The organism is Streptomyces sp. NPDC025618 (genome assembly GCF_055558795.1).
This window is the reverse complement of record NZ_JBVHLW010000012.1, coordinates 51,475-71,640: the sequence shown is the minus strand read 5'-3', so window position 1 is coordinate 71,640 and position 20,166 is coordinate 51,475. Positions and strand designations below refer to the sequence as shown.

11 protein-coding genes are annotated in these 20,166 nt (G+C 72.5%); 7 read left to right on the top strand and 4 right to left on the bottom strand.

The window, feature by feature from the left end:
* Nucleotides 1-2: 2 nt before the first annotated feature.
* A complete protein-coding gene (locus ACZ4A5_RS13880) occupies nt 3-542 on the bottom strand; it encodes a YwqJ-related putative deaminase (protein WP_398870165.1) in 540 nt (179 codons plus the stop codon).
* Nucleotides 543-907: 365 nt separating this feature from the next.
* Here ACZ4A5_RS13880 and ACZ4A5_RS13875 point away from each other — a divergent pair, with 365 nt between their 5' ends.
* The 3 genes from ACZ4A5_RS13875 to ACZ4A5_RS13865 all read left to right on the top strand — a co-directional run bounded on the left by ACZ4A5_RS13875 (nt 908) and on the right by ACZ4A5_RS13865 (nt 6,233).
* A complete protein-coding gene (locus tag ACZ4A5_RS13875) occupies nt 908-1,885 on the top strand; it encodes an HNH endonuclease (protein WP_467582331.1) in 978 nt (325 codons plus the stop codon).
* A 7-nt stretch (nt 1,886-1,892) separates the two neighbouring features.
* Nucleotides 1,893-5,147, top strand: coding sequence for an SUKH-4 family immunity protein (locus ACZ4A5_RS13870; protein ID WP_467582329.1), 3,255 nt, complete (start codon nt 1,893-1,895; stop codon nt 5,145-5,147).
* Between the two features lie 258 nt (nt 5,148-5,405).
* Entirely contained in the window at nt 5,406-6,233 is an 828-nt protein-coding gene (locus tag ACZ4A5_RS13865; RefSeq protein WP_467582327.1) for a cellulose-binding protein, read from the top strand.
* 805 nt (nt 6,234-7,038) lie between these two features.
* Here the strand turns inward: ACZ4A5_RS13865 and ACZ4A5_RS13860 are convergent.
* The gene (locus ACZ4A5_RS13860) at nt 7,039-8,736 is read right to left on the bottom strand and encodes a lytic transglycosylase domain-containing protein (protein ID WP_467582325.1); all 1,698 of its coding nucleotides are present in this window, start codon (nt 8,734-8,736) and stop codon (nt 7,039-7,041) included.
* A gap of 498 nt (nt 8,737-9,234) precedes the next feature.
* On the opposite strand from ACZ4A5_RS13860, the gene ACZ4A5_RS13855 reads away from it, so the two are divergent.
* The 4 genes from ACZ4A5_RS13855 (at nt 9,235) to mfd (ending at nt 17,716) form a co-directional block, all read left to right on the top strand.
* Entirely contained in the window at nt 9,235-10,023 is a 789-nt protein-coding gene (locus tag ACZ4A5_RS13855) for an ABC transporter ATP-binding protein (protein WP_467582323.1), read from the top strand.
* Nucleotides 10,020-12,584 carry an ABC transporter permease gene (locus tag ACZ4A5_RS13850; RefSeq protein WP_467582321.1) on the top strand — a complete coding sequence of 855 codons (2,565 nt, stop codon included), beginning with the start codon at nt 10,020-10,022 and terminating at the stop codon, nt 12,582-12,584. Before ACZ4A5_RS13855 ends, ACZ4A5_RS13850 begins: the two co-directional genes overlap by 4 nt.
* A gap of 683 nt (nt 12,585-13,267) precedes the next feature.
* The gene (locus ACZ4A5_RS13845) at nt 13,268-13,966 is read left to right on the top strand and encodes a DUF4097 family beta strand repeat-containing protein (protein WP_467582319.1); all 699 of its coding nucleotides are present in this window, start codon (nt 13,268-13,270) and stop codon (nt 13,964-13,966) included.
* Between the two features lie 219 nt (nt 13,967-14,185).
* Complete coding sequence (mfd, locus tag ACZ4A5_RS13840) at nt 14,186-17,716, top strand: transcription-repair coupling factor (protein ID WP_467582317.1); 3,531 nt, start codon at nt 14,186-14,188, stop codon at nt 17,714-17,716.
* A gap of 25 nt (nt 17,717-17,741) precedes the next feature.
* Here the strand turns inward: mfd and ACZ4A5_RS13835 are convergent, their stop codons facing one another.
* Together ACZ4A5_RS13835 and ACZ4A5_RS13830 are read right to left on the bottom strand one after the other, a co-directional pair.
* Nucleotides 17,742-19,211 (bottom strand): DUF2079 domain-containing protein, encoded by a 1,470-nt coding sequence (locus tag ACZ4A5_RS13835; protein WP_467582315.1) that lies wholly within the window; start codon nt 19,209-19,211, stop codon nt 17,742-17,744.
* A gap of 208 nt (nt 19,212-19,419) precedes the next feature.
* Nucleotides 19,420-20,109, bottom strand: coding sequence for a hypothetical protein (locus ACZ4A5_RS13830; protein ID WP_467582313.1), 690 nt, complete (start codon nt 20,107-20,109; stop codon nt 19,420-19,422).
* Nucleotides 20,110-20,166: the final 57 nt, after the last annotated feature.

Sequence of the window (20,166 nt, the reverse complement as noted above, 5' to 3'; positions counted from 1 at the left end):
GGTCAGCCCTTGCCGTTGGTCGGGGCGGCGGGGTCCACACTCCGTACGCCGAAGTGGGCGAGGAGGGCCGTGCAGGAGCGGCAGGGGGCGGCGTAGCCGCCGTGCCGGGGGTCGCCGTCCTCGCGGATGTGGCGGGCGGTGAGCTTGGCGTGTTTCAGGGCGCGTTTCGCCTCGCTGTGGGTGAGCGGTTTGCGGGCGGCACGTTTGCTCCGGCCCGCTTCGAAGACGCCGAGGTAGCGGGTGAGGAGCACGGCCTCGGGGCAGCGGCCGGTGAAGCGTTCACGGCGGTCGCTGGTGAGCGTGTCGAGGAAGTCCTGGACGAGCGGGTGGAGCGTCGGCGGCTGGTCGGCCTTGCCCGCGGTGCAGGTCAGGGTCTCGCCGCGGACGGAGAGCGCGGCGGCGACGGCGGGCAGGATGCCGTCCCGGCGGTGGAGCAGCGCCGGCGGTCTGTCCGCGTCGTCGGTGGCGCTCCAGCTGAGCCGGGGGTCTCCGGGTGCGGAGGCGCGTTCGTCCACGGGCTGGCGGTCCTGAGTCGTGTGCATGGTGGTTCTTCCCTCCCGTGCAATCCCCCTGTTGCGGGGATCAGCCTGCCAAATGGGATGGCGGGTGTGGAAGTCAGGTCGGGGTTGGGTGCGTGCCGTGTGGTGTTCATGTGTCGTGTGATCACTATGGGATGCGGTGCCGGGGGACGGCCGCCGGGGCGGGGGCGGCGTGGCGCGGTGCGTGCGGTCGCTGCGCGGTGCCCGCCTTGCCGCAGCGCATAGGCTGTGCCGAACGGGGTGTTCTCGGCCATGGGGACACCGACCGGCCGGGCCGCCCCGTGGCGCGGCCGGTGGCCCGGTGGCCCGCGGTGTCCGCCGCACGTGTCCTGGGCGTCAGGTGACAGAGTCAGCAGGGGGCATCCGCCATGACGACAGGTCGGCTCGGGCAGCACGCCGCGCCACCGAACACGGCCTATGCCGGGCAGGTCGTGCACTTCCCGGATCCGGTCCGTGCCGCGCGCTATCCCAAGGGCGTGCGGGTGGACGAGGACGGTTTCCCGGATTTCTCGCCGTACGCGCGTGCGGCCGCGGAGATCGCGGAGCCGCCGGAGGGCTTCGGCGTCGACGAACTGCGGCTGACGGACTATGTGTCGGCGAACGCCGCGCAGCACGCGGCCGGGCACGAGTTGTGGGCGAGTCTGCCGAGCGTGGCGACGCCGCACGGCTGGACGTGGCACCACGTGGCGGGCACGCGGCGGCTGGAGCTTGTTCCGGTCGAGGTGAAGGCGCTGTTGCGGCATCACGCGGGGCTGGCGACGGCGGCGGTGGACCAGGACAAGCGGGGCACGCGGCCGTTGCAGGAGACGCGTCCGGTGCACTTCGCGCTGCCGCAGCGGGATCTGGCGGTGACGGAGGAGCAGGTCCAGGGTGTCGAGGAGGATCTCGGTTACCGGCTGCCGGGGGCGTACCGCGCCTTTTTGAAGGCGGCGGGCGGCTGTGCGCCGGTGGGTGCCGCGCTGGACGCGGAGCTGGGGCTCCTGATCGACCAGCCGTTCTTCACGGTGCGCGACGACGCGGCCGTCAATGACCTGGTCTATGTGAACAAGTGTCTGCGTGACCACTTCACCAAGGACTATCTGGGCGTCGCCTTCGTGCAGGGCGGTGTCCTCGCGGTGAAGGTGAAGGGCGAGTCGCTCGGCACGGTGTGGTTCTGTCCGTTCGACGATGCCCGTGACCGGGACGGCTGGACGGTGCGGGAGCGGGTGGAGCGGTTGCTGCTGCCTTGTGGTGAGGACTTCGACGCGTTTCTCTCCCGGCTGGCCGGTGGCCCGCCGGAGCTGGAGACGGTGGCGAACCTGATGGTCGACGGTGGCTTCGCGTACGCCGTCCCGGTGGAGGGGTGAGCGCGGGATGGTGACGTTCGCGCAAGCACAGGAGCGCGCGGAGCGCTGGGTCAACGGCGATGTGCCGGCGTATCAGCACCGTGAGGTGCGGGTGCGGGAGTTCGATCTGGGCTTCGTGGTGTGGGCGGAGGACCGCGAGGACGGCCCGACGTCGGACGGCGGCCGGGCCCGTCTGGTCATAGCCCGGGACAGCGGCGAGACGACGCTGTGGCCGGGGCTGCCGGTGGGTGAGGTGATCCGCCGGTACGAGGAGGAGTACGGGGCCGTGGACGAACAACTGCCGCCGCCGGACGGGGCGCCGCCGAAGCGGCTGGACCTGGAGGCGACGTCCTTCCTGCTGAGCCCGCCGCAGTGGCTCCAGGACGCGGCGGACGCGATCGGCATCCCGGACCGGCGGTCGTCGGGTTCGGGTTCGGGTTCGGCGTCCGGTACGCGGGGCGACCGGCCGGCCTCCGCCTGGTCGGACGCGACGTCGGCGCCGGGGACGGATTCGTCCGAGGGCAGGGGAGTGCCGTCGGGGGCCGCGGGTGCGCCTGCGGGTGCGCCTGCGGCGGGCCAGGGTGGTGCTGCTGTGGCGCCGGGTTCGCCGGATGGGGTCGCGCCTGCTGCGGCTGCGACGGATGAGCCCGGTGCTTCGGGCGCGGGTGCGAACGGCGCTGCTGCGATGGCGGGTTCCGGTGGGTCGGCTTGGCCGGATGCTTCTGCCGAGTCAAGGGCGGGTGCGCCTGCGGCGGGTACGGCCGGCACGTCGGGCACGGGCGGTGGCGCCGCGGGTGCGGCTGCCGGGCCGGGTGCCGGTGCGGCAGCGGTGGCCGCCGCGGGTGCGGACGGTGCCGGCAGGGCCGGTGGGTCGGCTTGGCCGGATGCTTCTGCCGAGTCAAGGGCGGGTGCGCCTGCGGTAGGTACGGCCGGCACGTCGGGCACGGGCGGTGGTGCCGCGGGCGCGGACGGTGCCGGCAGGGCCGGTGCGTCCGCCTGGCCGGATGCTCCCTCCGCGCCGGGTGCGGCTGCTTCGGGTCCGGAGCGTGGGGCTACGGGCAGCGCGTCCGCTTGGCCCGACGCTCCCTCCGCGTCGGAGACGGATTCCGCTTCTGTCTGGCCGGACGCGGGCGCGTCCTCGGCCACGAGCGGGGCCGCCGACGCCTCGGCGACTCCCTGGGCCGACGCGAACGCGGACGAGGACGACGGGGACCGTTCCGTCGGGCTGCCCGCCACGGTGCTCGCCCCCGCCCTGTCGGGTGCGGACGAGGACGACTTCCCGGCCCCCGCGGTCGGGCCCGAGGCCAAGACGGCGCTGATGCCGGCGGGCAGCGCGCTGCCGCGTACGGCGATCGCCCCGGCGCTCGAGGACCCGGCGGGTCCGGGGGCGTCGGCCGCGCATGGGCCGGCTCCGGCCGCCCCGCCGGTTCCGGACGCGGGTCCGCGGCCTCCGGGCGCGCCCGGCGTGCCCGGCCAGCCGCCGAACGCCCCGGGTGCGCCGGGTGCTCCGGGCGCCGGTGGGCCCGTACCGCCCGGTCCTCCTGGTGTGCCCAACGCCCCGGGTACGCCGGGTGCTCCGGGCACCAGTGGATCCGTACCGCCCGGACCTCCCGGTGCGCCCGGTGCCGGAGCGGCGCACGCGGCGGCCACGATGCTGGCCGAGCCTGGTGTGCCCGGTGCTCCGGGGGTGCCTGGTGCTCCCGCTGCTCCGGGTGTTCCGGCAGCCCCTGGTGCCCCTGGTGCCCCTGGTGCCCCTGGTGCTTCGGGGCGGTCGGGTGCGCGTGGGGCGCATGTGCCGCACGCTCCTGGCGCTCCCGGTGTTCCGGGGCAGCCTCCTGGGCCGCCTCGGGCTCCCGGTGCCCCGGGTTCCGCTCAGGGCCCGGCCGCCCCGCAGCCTCCGGGTGCCCCCGGAGCTCCCCAGCCCCCGGGCGCCCCGCAGGGCCCCGGCGCCGCGTACGCCGCGACGATGCTGGCCGGTCCGGGCACTCCCGGCATGCCCGCCGCCCCGGGTGCTCCCGGTGTTCCGGCGGCGCCCGGCGCCCCGCAGGCGCCCGGCGCGCCCCAGCCTCCCGGCGCCCCGCAGGGGCCGCCGCAGGGGCCCGGTGGGGTGCACCACGCGGCCACGATGCTCGCCGGGCCCGGTACGCCGGGCGTCGGCGTACCGCACGCTCCCGGCGCCCCGGGCGTTCCCGGGCAGCCGCCCGGTGCGCCCGGCGCGCCGGTGCACCACGCGGCGACGATGCTCGCGAGCCCCGGCACTCCCGGTGCCCCGCAGGGTTACGGCTATCCGCCGCAGCCCGCCGGGGCGCCCACCGTGGGGCCCGGCTATATGGCCGTACTGCGCTACCGCGCCGCCGACGGTTCGGAGCAGCAGCTGATCCGGCGCAGCGCGCCGGGGACGCCGCACCCCGAGTGGCAGATCCTGCACGAGCTGCGGGCGATGAACGTACCGCCGCAGCAGGTGCTGGAGCTGCACACGGAGCTGGAGTCCTGTGATCTGCCGGGCGGTTACTGCGCGCGCATGGTGCGGGAGACCTGGCCGCAGGTGCGGATCAGCCACACCGCCGCGTACGGCCGGGACCTGCCGACGCGGCAGCAGGGCATGCGGCATCTGATTGAGCATCAGGGCGAGCTGCACCAGGTGGCCGACGGCCCGGCGCGGCCGGCGCCGAACCGGGTGCCGCTGTCGGGCTCGGCCCAACTGCCGCCGGTCGGGCCGGATGTCATCGCCCGGGAGCTGGCGGAGTCGTTCGGTCCGCAGGGTGTGTTCCGGTTCGAGCAGCGCGCGGTGTCGCGGCAGGGCGTGCCGGACGTCGTGGCGCAGACGCTCGTGTGGGCGGGTCTGCCGGTGGACCTCGGACCGTTCTTCTGGGGCCAGGCCCAGCCCGGCCGGCCGGTGCCGACGCTGGCGGAGCTGGCGGCGGAGCGCGGGGTGCGCCCGGCGCCGGACGCGGGCTCGTATCTGGTGATGGGCAGTGACTACGGCCGTCAGCTGTGTGTGCAGTACGGCACGGCGCACATCGTGGCCGTGCCGATGGAGGCGGGGGCGGACGGCGGTTCCGTGGCGCCGCAGTTCGTCAACACGAGCCTCCCTCAGTTCGTTCGCTCTTTGGCGCTGCTCGGCAAGATGTGGCGCTGGCGCTACGGTCTGACGCCGGAACAGGCCGGCCGCTGGACCGTGGACTTCCAGGAGCAGTTGGCGGCGCTCGACCCGGCCGCCCTGGCGGCGCCGGAGAATTGGTGGGCGGTGCTGGTGGAGCAGATGTGGGACGGTCTCTTCTAGGGGCCGGCCGATGTGTCGACGACGCGGGGCGTTCGACCCTTGGACGAAGGGGCGGGCGCCCCGCGCCGTCGGTCGGCACAACCTTGCGGGAGGAAGCGGGCGGAGTGTCGGGTTCTGGGCACTCGCGCCGTACGGGAATGATGTGCGCCGGACCGCGTCATTCGGTTGTCCGGGATATGAGGGGCTTCGAGGATGAGTTCATCGGTATCTCCTGACGGTTTCACCGTGGTACGGGGCCGTGGTTACCGCCCTGAACAGGTGGACCGTGCCCTCGTCGAGTGCGAGCGGCGCCGTGACGAGGCGTGGGAGCGCGCGGCGCGGCTGACGGTGCTCGCGCGCGAGATGGAGGACGAGGTCGCGCGGCTGCGGCAGTTGGTGCAGCAGTTGCCGCCGCAGACGTACGAGTCGCTGGGCCACCGCGCGCAGGGCCTGCTGTTCACGGCGCAGGCCGAGGCGGCGGGGCTGCGCGAGCGGGCGGAGGCGGAGGCGACGTCCCTGATGGACGCCGCCGACGCGCACGGGCGGGCGGTGCGGGACGCCGCGCACGCCTACGCGACCGAGGTCCGCGCGGAGGCGGAGGACTGGGCGCGGCAGGCCGGGCTGGCCGCGCTGTCCGTCGCCGACGACGTGCGCGCCGTCGCCCAGCGCGAGGCGAAGGCGCGCCGTGTCGAGGCGGTGACCTCGCTGAAGGAGATGCGCGAGCGCACCGCCGACGCTCTCGCCGAGCAGGAGAAGGACCACGCGGAGCGCTGGGACGCGGCGGGCCACGAGATCGCCGAGCACGAGGCCGCGCTCGACGTCCGCGTCGCCGCCATGGAGGAGTACGGCCGCAACGCCCTCGCCGAGGCCCAGCGCCGCTACGCGGAGGCGGAGGAGGCGGCCCGCCATGGGCAGGAGGACGCGGACGCCCAGGCCGCCGCTCTGATCGCGCAGGCCCGTGTCCGCGAGGAGCGGATCGTCCGTGACACGGAGCGGGTGCTGCGTGAGCATGAGGAACGGCGGGAGGAGTTGCGATCGCACATGGCGCATGTGCGGCATTCTTTGGCGGCGCTCACGGGGAAGCCGGTGGCTGACCCGGCGGATTGAGTTTGGGTGCGGGTTGTTTGTGGCGGGGTGGCTTTCGGGCTCGCCGTTGCCGGGTGCGGGTTGCGTTGCCGCCTGCGGCGGGAGCGCCGCCTTCGGGTTCGCCGTTGTCTGGTGCGGGTTTCGTTGCCGCCTGCGGCGGGAGCGCCCTGCGGGCGCGGCCTCAATCGCCGGCCGGGCTTGGGTTGTGGTGGGTGCCGGGGGTGGGTCTTCCGGGCTGAGGACCTGGAACGCGGTGCGGTGCGGGTCATGCGCATTGGGTGCCCTGAAATCGCACCGCGTTCCAGAACCCCACCCTCCAGCCCCACCCCCTCCCGCCGGAGGGCACGTGCGGGACGTGTCTGCTTCAGGTTCGCCTTCAGCCCGTTGGGGGCACCTCTGGGGGCACCCCCGGACGGAGTCTGGGGGAGGTAGCTGGGGGAGTTTGAGGACAACGCGCGAAGCGTGTTGCGGGGTCTGGGGCGCAGCCCCAGTTTCGGAGCGCGCAACGTTGTGGGGGGCTGGGGGCTCGCCCCCAGTTTCGGGAAGGGGCGGGTAGGGGAAAAGGCCCGCCGCAGGCGCCGACCCACCCGCGCCCGGGGCCTGGGGCACGCCCCCCACGCGGCGGAGCCGCAGATCAGACGCAGCCGGGAAGGGGCGGGTAGGGGAAAAGGCCCGCCGCAGGCGCCGACGCAGCCGGGAAGGGGCGGGGCTGGGAAAAAGCCCGCCGCAGGCGCCGGTCCGGCCGCCGTCGGGGGACCTGGGGCGCGTGCCCCAGGTCGAGGCGGCGGGTGGGAGGCACCCGCCGCCGAGCAGCGACCGGCACCGCCTACGGCTTCGGCACCTCCACCCGCACATCGAGCAGCAGCACCTGCCCGTCCGCCGTCGCGATCTTCAGCCGGTAGGACCCGACCTTCGCGTCCGCGAACATGTCCGGCACGGACGCGATTCCCTTCTCGTCCGTCGGGGCGAGAGCGATCGTCCGTACCTCCTTGCCGTCCTTCTTGAAGTGCGGCCCGCCGGCCGGAGGCGTCGCGTCGTCGGCCGACAGAACCGTGGCCGTCATGCCACCGACACCCGCCAGCGGCTTCCCGTCCTTGCCCAGCGTCTGGACCTGGATCGGGCCGAAGGCGCCGGAAGGCGCGGCCACGACCCGCTCGTTGCCCACGCGCACCACCGACCCCACAGGCGCCGGCTTGACCGTGGCCGCGAAGTCGACCGGTGTGATGTCCCGGCCCTCGACCGTCGCGCGCACCGTGAACGGGCCGGCCTTGTCCTTGGCGAGGACCGCCGGTGCGGTGGCGGTGCCGTCCTTGCCCGCGGTGGTGGTGAAGACCGTGCCGGTTCCGGGGAAGCGGGCCTTGGTGTCGCCGAGGATCTCGAAGCGCACGCGCGTCCCCGCCACCGGCTTTCCGCCGTCGGTGAGAGCCCGTACGCTCGCCTGCTCCTTGAACGTCTCGCCCACCGTCGCCGACCACTGCGCGTCCCCGACCCGCTCCAGCCGGGCGGTCGTGGGCGCCGGAGGCGTCGGCTTCGACGGCTCGGAGGGCTCCGTCGGCTTCGACGGCTTGCTCGGCTCGGACGGCTTCGGCTTGCTCGGGGTGCTGGGAGTGCTCGGCTTCTGGCTGTGCTGCGGCGAGGGCCGCGACGTGCCAGGAGTGCTGGGCGCGCTCGGCGAACTCGGCGTGCCGGGAGCGTTGCCTGTCGGGATCCGCGGAGCGGACGGGCTGCCGGAGCCGTCCGGCAGTGCCGCGACATCGCCGTTCTGGTACGCGCGCATCCACGCGACGACGCTCTTGACGTACGCGCGTGACGGGTTGTAGCTGAGGATCGCCTTGTCGAGATCCCCCGGCTTGTTCAAGTCCCGGCCGCCCGCGCACAGATAGCGGGCGGTGCCGAGGGCGGCGTCGTAGATGTTGTTGGGGTTCTTGTAGCCGCCGTTGCCGTCCGCGCCGATGTGCTTCCAGGTGGACGGTATGAACTGCATGGGGCCGACGGCGTGGTCGTACTGCGTGTCGCCGTCCCAGAAGCCGCCGTCGGTGTCCCGGACCAGGGCGAATTCGCGACCCGTGAGCGCGGGGCCGAGGATCGGCTTGTCGGTGGTGCCGTCGGGGAGGAGGTGGGTGCCGTAGATGGTGCCGTGCTCGGACTCGACCTTGCCGATGCCGGCGATGAGCTGCCAGGGGATGTGGCAGTCGGGCAGCTCGGTGCGGGCCTGGGCCTCGGCCTTCTTGTAGGCGTCGAGGGCGGTCGCGGGGATGCCGGTGGTGCCGTCGGGTTTGTCGCCGCCCGCGCCGGGCGTGCCGGGGAGGCCGCCGGGGGAGTGGGGTCTGAGGTCGGGCAGCGTGAGGTTGGGGGTGCCGTGGGGCAGCGACTGGGGGTTGTCGGGGCCCGGGGTCGGCTCGTCGGCGTCGGCGGTGTGGTGCGGGGGGCTGACGCCGACCGCGGCGGTCAGGCTGGCGACGAGCAGGGCCGTGCACAGGCCCTGCCGGGAGACGCTCGCGGCGCGCGTGGGAAGAATCTTCACGGGCTGCTTCCTTCGAAAGACCGGCGGCCGGTTCGAAGGGGTGGCACGTCGCCCCCCTCGACCATCAAAGCCGAACACTAATTCCCTCTGACCGCAATTGTCTTGCCGCGGGCCAGGCTTCACGCATTCTCCGCGCTTCGTTTCCCCTCGGTGATCTCCCGATGAGCGAAACTGCCCGCATTCCGTACGCTTCGTCCGCTTATATGCAGTTGTCGACCCTGAGGGCGGGGGCGGGCGCAATGGCCCGACCCCTAGGGGATGTTCCCGCACGCCTCCTCCTCGCCCCCGCCCCTCGGTCGTACCGCAGCAGGAGGAACGTCTCCAGATCGCTCCCTAGCCTTTTTCATGACGGCCGGAGCGCGACGGTGGGGCAGGCCCCACCGCGAAGACACCTACAGCCACCAAGGTGGCCGTGGCCGGATTCCAGCAGGCTGAGTACGTACCTCAGTGACGCGCGCACCAGGGCGCAGCGGACACCGCAGACATAGGAGATCCACCGTGACAACCGCCGTATCGATTCCCAGGACCGGGGGCAGTGGAGGGCATGCGGCCGTCGCGGCGAGGGCCCGTCAGGTCGTCAAGGCGTACGGCGCGGGGGAGACCCGGGTCGTGGCGCTGGACCATGTCGACGTGGACATCGCCCGTGGGCAGTTCACCGCGATCATGGGCCCGTCCGGCTCGGGCAAGTCGACCCTGATGCACTGCCTGGCCGGTCTCGACACCGTCACTTCCGGCGAGATCTTCCTCGACGAGACCCAGATAGTGGGGCTCAAGGACAAGAAGCTCACGCAACTGCGCCGGGACCGGATCGGCTTCATCTTCCAGGCGTTCAACCTGCTGCCGACCCTGACGGCGCTGGAGAACATCACGCTGCCCATGGACATCGCGGGCCGCAAGCCGGACCGCGCGTGGCTGGACCGGGTCGTCGAGACCGTGGGTCTGGCGGGGCGTCTGAAGCACCGGCCCAACCAGCTCTCCGGCGGTCAGCAGCAGCGCGTGGCCGTGGCGCGTGCCCTCGCGGCCCGCCCGGAGATCATCTTCGGTGACGAGCCGACCGGGAACCTCGACTCGCGGGCCGGTGCCGAGGTGCTCGGCTTCCTGCGTCAGTCGGTGGACGAGCTCGGCCAGACCATCGTCATGGTCACCCACGACCCGGTCGCCGCCTCCTACGCGGACCGGGTGCTGTATCTGGCCGACGGCCGGATCGTCGACGAGATGTACAGCCCGACCGCCGACGCGGTCCTGGAGCGCATGAAGCACTTCGACGCCCGCGGACGGGTGTCGTGACCATCTTCAAGACCTCCGTGCGCAACTTCCTCGCGCACAAGGGACGCATGGCGCTGTCCGCCGTCGCCGTCCTGCTGTCGGTGGCGTTCGTGTGCGGCACGCTCGTCTTCACCGACACCATGAACGCCACGTTCGACAAGCTCTTCGCCTCGACCGCCTCGGACGTCTCGGTCAGCCCCGAGAAGAACGACGACGCGCAGCAGACCGGCAAGCCGCAGACCCTGCCGGCCTCGCTCCTGGGGAAGCTCTCCAGGGTCGACGGTGTGGCCGGGGTCGAGCCGCACGTCACCAGTCAGCAGATCACCGTCGCGGACCGCGACAACGAGAGCCTGAGCCCCAGCTCCGGCGCCCCCACCGTGGGCACCAACTGGGACGAGGGCCAGAAGAAGTCCGTCGAGATCACCAGCGGCCATGAGCCGCGCGGCGCGGGCGAGGCCGTCCTCGACTCCGACACCGCCGACAAGCACAAGGTCAGCACCGGTGACACGCTCCGAGTGATCGCCGCCCCGGGCGACTTCACGGTCAAGGTCGTCGGCATCGCCACGTACAGGTCGACCAACCCCGGTGCCGCGGTCCTCTACTTCGACACCGCGTCCGCCCAGGCCCGGCTGCTGGGCAGCACCACCGCGTACAGCGGCTACGGCCTGACCGCCGCCTCCGGCGTCAGCGACGAGCAGCTCAAGGAGCGCGTCACGGCGGCCATCGGCACGGGCTACACCGTGCACACCGCCGCGGAGACCAAGGAGGAGAACAAGAAGGACATCGGGTCCGTCCTCGACGTGCTGAAGTACGCGCTGCTCGGCTTCGCCGGCATCGCCGTCCTCGTCGGCGTCTTCTTGATCGTCAACACCTTCTCCATGCTGGTCGCCCAGCGCACCCGGGAGATCGGCCTGATGCGGGCCATCGGCTCCGGCCGCGGGCAGGTCCTGCGGTCCGTGCTGGCCGAGGCGCTGCTGCTCGGTGTCGTCGGTTCCGTCCTGGGCATCGGCGGTGGCATCGCGCTGGCCGTCGGGCTGATGGAGCTCATGGGTTCCCTGGGCATGAAGCTCGACATGGGCGAGCTGACCGTCAAGGCCACGACGCCGGTGGTGGGCCTCGCGCTCGGTGTGATCGTGACCGTGCTGGCCGCCTTCCTGCCCGCCCGCCGGGCCGGGAAGATCTCCCCGATGTCCGCCCTGCGTGACGCGGGCACCCCGGCCGACGGCAAGGCGGGCAAGGTGCGGGCCGCCATCGGCCTGGCCCTGACCGGCCTCGGGGCGCTCGCGCTCGTCGCCGCGGCGAACGCGGACAAGGCGACCGCCGGCGGCGGCCTCATCGCCCTCGGCATCCCGCTCACCCTGATCGGCTTCGTGGTCGTGGCCCCGCTGCTGGCCGGGCTGGTCGTCCGCGTGATCAGCGCGGTCGTGCTGCGGGTCTTCGGCCCCGTCGGCCGGCTCGCCGAGCGCAACGCGCTGCGCAACCCGCGCCGTACGGGCGCCACCGCCTCCGCCCTGATGATCGGCCTCGCGCTGGTCGCCGCCCTGTCGGTCGTCGGCTCCTCGATGGTCGCCTCGGCCACGGACCAGCTCGACAAGTCGGTCGGCGCGGACTTCATCATCCAGGACCAGGGCGGCAACCCGATCACCCCGGCGACGGAGAAGGCCGTCACCTCGGCCGGTCACGTCGACCACTTCACCCGCTACGTCGGTGTGGTCGCCAAGATCACCACGCCCGACGGGAAGACCGGCACCGAGCGGCTCAACGCGACCGACCCGACCTATCCGGACGACCTCCGCTCGGAGATCGTCCAGGGCAGGCTGAAGGACGCGTACGCCAAGGACGCCATGTCCGTGCCCGAGGGCTACGCCAAGGACCACGGCATCAAGCTCGGCGACCGGCTGACCGTCGTCATGACCGGCGGCCGGCCCGCCGAGCTGAAGGTCCGCGCGATCACCTCGGACGACACCAGCATCGACAAGGGCGCGATGTACCTCGACATCGCCACCGCGAAGAGCTACCTGCCCGCCGACAGGATGCCGCTGACCGGCATGATCCTCGCCAAGGCCGCCGACGGGCAGACGAAGGAGGCCGCCGCCTCCCTCAAGGCCGCGGTCGAGGGCTACCCGCAGATCAAGGTCCGCGACCAGTCCGACTACAAGAAGCTCATCAAGGACCAGATCGGCCAGCTGCTCAACATGATCTACGGGCTCCTCGCCCTCGCGATCATCGTGGCCGTCCTGGGCGTCGTGAACACCCTCGCCCTGTCGGTCGTCGAGCGGACCCGGGAGATCGGCCTGATGCGCGCCATCGGCCTCTCCCGCCGCCAGATGCGCCGCATGATCCGCCTGGAGTCGGTGGTCATCGCCCTCTTCGGCGCCCTCCTCGGGCTCGGCCTGGGCATGGCCTGGGGCACCGTCGCCCAGAAGCTCCTGGCCCTGGAGGGCCTCGGGGTGCTGGACATCCCCTGGCCCACGATCATCACCGTCTTCGTCGGCTCCGCGGTGGTGGGCCTGCTGGCCGCGCTCGTCCCGGCGTTCCGGGCGGGCCGGATGAACGTCCTGAACGCGATCGCGACGGACTGACCGACGGGCAGAGCACTGCCCCTTCCACCGGGCCCGGCCCGGACGCGCCACGGGGGTGCGCGTCCGGGCCGGGCCCACCTTTTTCGAGCTTTTTCGAGGGGGGACAAGCTCACAAGTACCCGCCCCAGCAGGGCGATTCGCGCTCAGAAGGGTCAATCGGCGGCGCGGGAGCCGCTAGGGACGTCGACAAGCGCACCGCGGTGCGCTCCCCTCCACGAGGAGTCCCCTTTGAGTCTCGGGCTTCTCGTCCAGGGGGCCCGATCCGGGTCTCCTCCGGAGCGGCCACCGGCAACGGCCGCACCTGTAGGAGGGGAGCGTCCATGGGACGCCACCGCAAGAAGCCTCTGTACGAGCGGATCACCGCGATGATCCGGGAACTGTGGAGGTGGATGCGGGGCCGGTGACCGTCTGGATCAGCCCGCCCCCAGATGTACTAGGGGCGGACTGACGGTTCCCGACTCGGTCCTCGTCCGCGGACTTGCCCTCCGTGGGCGGGGATCACTCCACAGTAGCGCTCCGCGCTCCTCCGCGTCAGCCCACCGGCCCGGGTGGGAACCACGCGTCCCCTAGGGAAGACCTCGTCCCGCGGGCCGAGGCCCCGGCTGTGCTGTCGCGTCGACAATGGGCTTCTTCACCTGATCGTGTCTCAGTAGAAGTCCCAGCAGAAGGAGCCCCCAACCGCCATGGCCCGCCGCCTCGTTCCCCTCGTCGTCCTCTCCTGCGCGGCAGCGGCCGCGCTGACCGCCGGCTGCTCGGTGATCGACGGGCCGACGAAGAGGGCCGAGCGGACGTACACGCTCGACGGCGAGGTCAAGGTCGTCGACGCCGCGACCAACGGCGGGAACATCACCGTCGTCCCCATGGAGGGGAACGGGCCGGCGCGGGTGACGGAGAAGTACGAGTACAGCAGCCGGAAGCCCGACCCCCGGCACAGCCTGAAGGACGGCCGGTTCACGCTGGAGCGCGACGACTGCGGCGGGTCGAACCACCGGTGCACCGTGCACGTCGAGGTGCTCGTGCCCCGCACGGTCGCCGTCGACCTGCGCACCAGCGGCGGGAACATCACCGTGCGCGGCACGTCCGGCGAGATCGCCGCGCACACCAGCGGCGGTGACGTGACCATCGAGGACTCCGCGGCGCGGAAGGCGACGGCGCGGACGAGCGGGGGGAACGTCACGGCGGCCTTCACCCGCGTGCCGGACTCCGTGGACGGCCGCACGCAGGGCGGCGACGTCACGATCCACGTGCCCAGGGACTCCTACGCGGTGGAAGCCTCGACGCAGGGCGGCACGCGCAAGGTCACGGTCCCCACGGACGACCGCTCCGCGCACGGGATCAAGGCGCACACGCAGGGCGGGGACATCACGGTCTCGCCGTCGTGAAAGGAGCCCCGCCGCTCGGAACCGGAAGATCGACTTGAGGTCGGTCCCCACATGCCACCTCCCGCACAGTCGCCGTGATCCGGCCTGGCGGCGAGGCGTCCCGGCAGAATCGTTCAGACGGTGGCTGTCAGCCCCCCGTCGTACGCTGGGAGCCAGCCCCGGCCCGTCATCCACGCGTCGGGCCGTTCGCGTTGCCCACCCCCGGGACGGAAGCCCTTCATGAGTCTGCACGGTCTGCTCGACGCCGTCGTCAATGATCCGGCGCTCGCCGAAGCGGTGAAGGCCGCCTCCGACGGCCACCGGCCGCACGTCGATCTGGTCGGTCCGCCCGCCGCGCGGGTCTTCGCCATCGCCGCGCTCGCGCGGGAGGCCCAGCGGCCCGTGCTGGCGGTGACCGCCACCGGGCGGGAGGCGGAGGATCTGGCGGCGGCCCTGCGCTCGCTGCTGCCGCCGGACGGCATCGCGGAGTATCCGGCCTGGGAGACGCTGCCGCACGAGCGGCTCTCGCCCCGTTCGGACACGGTCGGCCGGCGGCTCGCCGTGCTGCGCCGGCTGGCGCACCCGAGCGCGGACGACCCGGCGGCCGGCCCGGTCAGCGTGGTCGTGGCACCCGTGCGCTCCGTGCTCCAGCCGCAGGTCAAGGGGCTCGGCGACCTGGTGCCCGTCGCGCTGCGCACCGGGCAGAGCGCCGACCTCGGCGAGGTGACCGAGGCGCTGGCCGCCGCCGCGTACGCCCGGGTCGAACTGGTCGAGAAGCGCGGCGAGTTCGCGGTCCGCGGCGGCATCCTGGATGTCTTCCCGCCGACGGAGGAGCACCCGCTGCGGGTGGAGTTCTGGGGCGACGACGTCGAGGAGATCCGCTATTTCAAGGTCGCGGACCAGCGGTCCCTGGAGGCCGCCGAGCACGGCCTGTGGGCGCCGCCCTGCCGTGAGCTGCTGCTGACCGACAGCGTGCGCGAGCGGGCAGCCGCGCTCGCGGAGGAGCACCCGGAGCTGGGCGAGCTCCTCGGCAAGATCGCCGAGGGCATCGCCGTGGAGGGCATGGAGTCCCTCGCCCCCGTCCTGGTGGACGACATGGAGCTGCTGCTGGACGTCCTCCCGGCGGGCAGCATGGCCGTCGTCTGCGACCCGGAGCGCGTACGCACCCGGGCGGCCGACCTCGTGGCCACCAGCCAGGAGTTCCTCCAGGCGTCCTGGGCGGCGACGGCGGGCGGCGGCGAGGCGCCGATCGATGTGGACGCGGCCTCCCTGTGGGGCATCGCCGACGTCCGCGACCGCGCCCGCGAGCTCGGCATGATGTGGTGGTCGGTCAGCCCCTTCGCGGCCGACGAGGAGGGCGACGGCGACACGCTCAAGCTGGGCATGCACGCTCCCGAGAGCTATCGCGGCGACACCGCCCGGGCCCTCGCGGACACCAAGGGCTGGCTGGCCGACGGCTGGCGCACGGTCTTCGTCACGGAGGGCCACGGCCCGGCCGCCCGTACGGTCGAGGTGCTGGGCGGCGAGGGCATCGCGGCCCGGCTCGACGCCGACGTCGACGGCCTCTCGCCGTCCGTCGTGCACGTCTCCTGCGGCAGCCTCGACAACGGCTTCGTCGACCCCGGCCTGAAGATCGCCGTGCTCACCGAGACGGACCTCTCCGGCCAGAAGTCCGTGAGCAAGGACCTGGGCCGGATGCCGGTCCGCCGCCGGAAGACCATCGACCCGCTGACGCTCCAGGCCGGTGACTACATCGTCCACGAGTCGCACGGCGTCGGCCGCTACGTCGAGATGGTGCAGCGCACGGTCCAGGGCGCCACCCGTGAGTATCTGCTGGTGGAGTACGCCCCGGCCAAGCGCGGCCAGCCCGGTGACCGGCTCTACATCCCCACCGACCAGCTGGAGCAGGTCACGAAGTACGTCGGCGGGGAGGCGCCCACCCTGCACCGCCTCGGCGGCGCGGACTGGACGAAGACGAAGGCGCGCGCGAAGAAGGCGGTCAAGGAGATCGCCGCCGACCTGATCAAGCTGTATTCGGCGCGCATGGCCGCCCCCGGCCACACCTTCGCCCCGGACACCCCCTGGCAGCGCGAGCTGGAGGACGCCTTCCCGTACGCGGAGACGCCCGACCAGCTCACGACGATCGCCGAGGTCAAGGAGGACATGGAGAAGTCCGTCCCCATGGACCGCCTGATCTGCGGCGACGTCGGCTACGGCAAGACGGAGATCGCGGTCCGCGCGGCCTTCAAGGCGGTGCAGGACGGCAAGCAGGTGGCGGTGCTGGTGCCCACCACGCTGCTGGTGCAGCAGCACTTCGGGACGTTCTCCGAGCGCTATGCCCAGTTCCCGGTCAACGTCCGCGCCCTGTCCCGCTTCCAGACGGACACCGAGGCGAAGGCGGTGCTGGAGGGCCTTCGGGACGGCTCGGTCGACGTCGTCATCGGCACGCACCGGCTGTTCTCCTCGGAGACGAAGTTCAAGGACCTGGGCCTGGTCATCGTCGACGAGGAGCAGCGCTTCGGCGTCGAGCACAAGGAGCAGCTGAAGAAGCTGCGCGCCAACGTGGATGTGCTGACGATGTCGGCGACGCCCATTCCCCGCACGCTGGAGATGGCCGTCACCGGCATCCGGGAGATGTCGACGATCACGACGCCGCCGGAGGAGCGGCACCCGGTGCTGACCTTCGTCGGGCCGTACGACCAGAAGCAGATCGGCGCGGCCATCCGGCGCGAGCTGCTGCGCGAGGGCCAGGTCTTCTACATCCACAATCGTGTGGAGTCCATCGACCGGGCGGCCGCGCGGCTGCGGGAGATCGTGCCGGAGGCCCGGATCCAGACGGCGCACGGGCAGATGGGGGAGAGCGCGCTGGAGCAGGTGGTGGTCGACTTCTGGGAGAAGAAGTTCGACGTGCTGGTCTCCACGACGATCGTGGAGTCGGGCATCGACATCTCCAACGCCAACACCCTGATCGTGGAGCGCGGTGACAACTTCGGCCTGTCGCAGCTGCACCAGCTGCGCGGGCGGGTGGGCCGCAGCCGTGAGCGGGGTTACGCCTATTTCCTGTATCCGCCGGAGAAGCCGCTCACCGAGACCGCGCACGAGCGGCTGGCCACCATCGCCCAGCACACGGAGATGGGCGCGGGCATGTATGTGGCGATGAAGGACCTGGAGATCCGCGGCGCGGGCAATCTGCTGGGCGGTGAGCAGTCGGGTCACATCGCGGGCGTGGGCTTCGACCTCTACATCCGCATGGTCGGCGAGGCGGTGGCGGATTACCGCGCGTCGCTGGAGGGCGGCGTGGAGGAGGAGGCGCCGCTGGAGGTGAAGATCGAGCTGCCGGTCGACGCGCACGTCCCGCACGACTACGCGCCGGGTGAGCGGCTGCGCCTCCAGGCGTACCGGGCGATCGCCTCGGCCAACAGCGAGGAGGACATCCGCGCGGTTCGCGAGGAGCTCACCGACCGCTACGGCAAGCTGCCGGAGCCGGTGGAGAATCTGCTGCTGGTCGCGGGCCTGCGGATGCTGGCGCGCGCGTGCGGCGTCGCGGACATCACCCTCCAGGGCGCGAACGTGCGCTTCGGCCCGGTGGAGCTGCGGGAGTCGCAGGAGCTGCGGCTGAAGCGGCTCTATCCGCGTACGGTCATGAAGCCGGCGACGCAGCAAATCCTGGTGCCGCGCCCGGCGACCCGCCCGATCGGCGGCAAGCCGCTGGTGGGCCGGGAACTGCTGGCGTGGACGGGCGAGTTCCTGACGACGATCCTCGGGTCGTGACCCGGGCCGCGAGCGGCGCGGGCGGCTACACGCGCTGGAGCACGGCGTAGCCGCCGTCGCTGCCGAGGAGGGCGTAGCGGGCGCCGGGGTGCAGTTTCTCGGCGTCGGCCACGAGGTCGGCGGGCGGTCTGCCGTCGAGGACGTGCTGGGCGACGTAGTCGGGGGTGATGCCGCGGGTGTCGCCGATCCAGAAGACGCGGCAGCGGCCCGCGAGCCGGCTTATGGGGCCGACGTCGGACTCGACGGTGGCATCGTCGGGTATGCGGGCGAGGAGCTTCTCGGCGGCGTGCACGCTCTCGGGCACGCGGTAGGTCTCGCCCTGGGTGAGGGAGTAGAGGGGCAGCGAGGCGGTGAGCGCGAGGGCCGCGGCGAGGACGGCGCCGGGCAGGTGGTGCGCGTAGGAGCGCAGCCAGGGCCGCCGGTCGCGGTGCGCGCCGGTGAGCGCGTCGGTGAGGGCGATGAAGACGACGGGCATGAGGACGGCGCTGTAGTGCCAGTCGGTGTTCCAGTAGTGATCGTCGTGGGAGACGAACCGCCAGCCCAGGGTGGGCAGGGCGACGATCAGCACGGGTGAGCGCAGGGCGAGCAGCCCGGTGGTGGGCAGCAGGGTCCACAGCAGGGTGCGGACCGCGGAGTCGAGGGGAATGACGGGGGCGGGGCCGCCGTCGCCCTTGAGTTTGTTCCAGTAGTCGTACGCGCCGCCGCTGTTGAAGGCCGGGATGATCACGCCGAGGGTGAGGGCGGTGGCGGCGAGCCCGAAGGCGAGCAGGCCCGCGGCGAGGGCGGTCGCGCGGGTGTCGCGGGCGTTGCCGGTGCGCTTGCGGTCGCCGCGCAGCCGGATGAGGACGAGGGCGCCGATGGCGGCGGCGGTGATGCCGAGGTCCTCCTTGACGAGGACGAGCGGCGCGGCCCACCACACCGCGGCCCGCCAGCGCTTGCGGACGACGGCTTCGAGGGAGAACGCCAGCAGCGGCATGGCGAACGCGATCTCGTGGAAGTCGAAGTCGACGGCCCGCTGGACGCCCCAGGAGAGTCCGTACGCGATGCCGATGGCCAGCCCCCGCTTGCGGCCGAGCAGCCCGGCGGCGAGCCGGGTGACGGGTATCGCGGAGAGGGCGAACAGCGCGGCCTGGACGACGAGCAGGGTGACGGGGGAGGGGAAGAGCCGGTAGAAGGGGGCCACGAGCGCGGTGACCGGGCTGAAGTGGTCGCCGAGGATGTTGGTGCCGGGGCCCTTGAGGTCGGCTATGGGCGCCTGGAGGTGGGCGTAGCCGCGTATGGCCTGTTCGAAGATGCCCAGGTCCCAGGACATGGTGAGCATCCTGCGGTGCCGGCACACGGACAGCGCGGTGAAGAGGACGAAGAGGGTGCCGGCCAGCCAGTACGGGTCGAGCCGGGGTGTGCGCAGGCCGGTGGCGCGGGGCCGGGCGGCGGGTGCTTCCTCGGCCGCGCGCCGGGCGGGTGCCGGTCCGGTGGCGGCTGCGGCCGGGTCCATGCGCGTTCCCTCTTCTTCTCCGGTGGTTTCCTCCCCGGACGTCCCGGGGCCTCAGTGAAGTGTCCAGGATGCCGCGCGCGCCTGTGGCGGCTGCCGGAAATCTCCGTGCGGGGACCGCCGGGGGCGGGCCGTCCTCCTGGGAAGGACGAGGGGCCGCCGCGTGCGGTTCGGCCCGATCCGGCCGGTCTCGGTGCGGCCTCGCCCGCCGTCAGGCGGTCTTCTTCCAGTCGGCGCAGCCGCTGGTCTTGAAGTACGCGTCCTGGGGGGTGATCGTCACGATGCCGCTGCCGGTGACGTTCTCGTTGGCCTCGATGGAGTCCGTGCCGTGCAGGGCGTCCTTGTCGCGCTCCCAGTAGCAGCCGGACTTGTTGCCGTCGGCCTTGTAGGTGCCGGGGGCGATGTCGACGCCGACGCGGTACATGCCGTTGCCGGGGACCTCGCTCTTCGGAGTGCCGGTCTTCTCGTCGGTGACGAGGTTCCAGCCCTTGCAGCCGCGGGTCTTGAAGACCTTGTCGTCGGCGCCGAGGGTCACATAGCTGGAGCCCACGACGTTGTCGTTGGCGAGGATCGAGTCCAGTTCGCCCTTGGAGTCCCTGGCCCGCTCCCAGTAGCAGCCGAGCTTGTTGCCGGTGGAGCGGTAGGTGCCGGGCTTGACGTCCTTGCCGACCTGGTAGGTGCCGCTGCCGGACATGTCGGCCTTCTTCTTCGCCTTGTCGCCGCCCTTGTCCGCGGTCTTGTCCGTGGCCGTCCCGGTGGCGGCGGTCTTGTCGTCCCCGTCGCTCCCTCCGGCCGCCGCGCTGCCGATCGCGACGACGGCGACGATCGCGCCCGCGGCGGTGAGCACCTTGTGCCGGGCGAACCAGTTGCGCTGCTTCTGAGGGTGGGCGTGGTGAGCCATGACTGACACCTTTCGGCGTGGAGAAGTTCGTGAACCGATGGGTCAATGACAACAGAA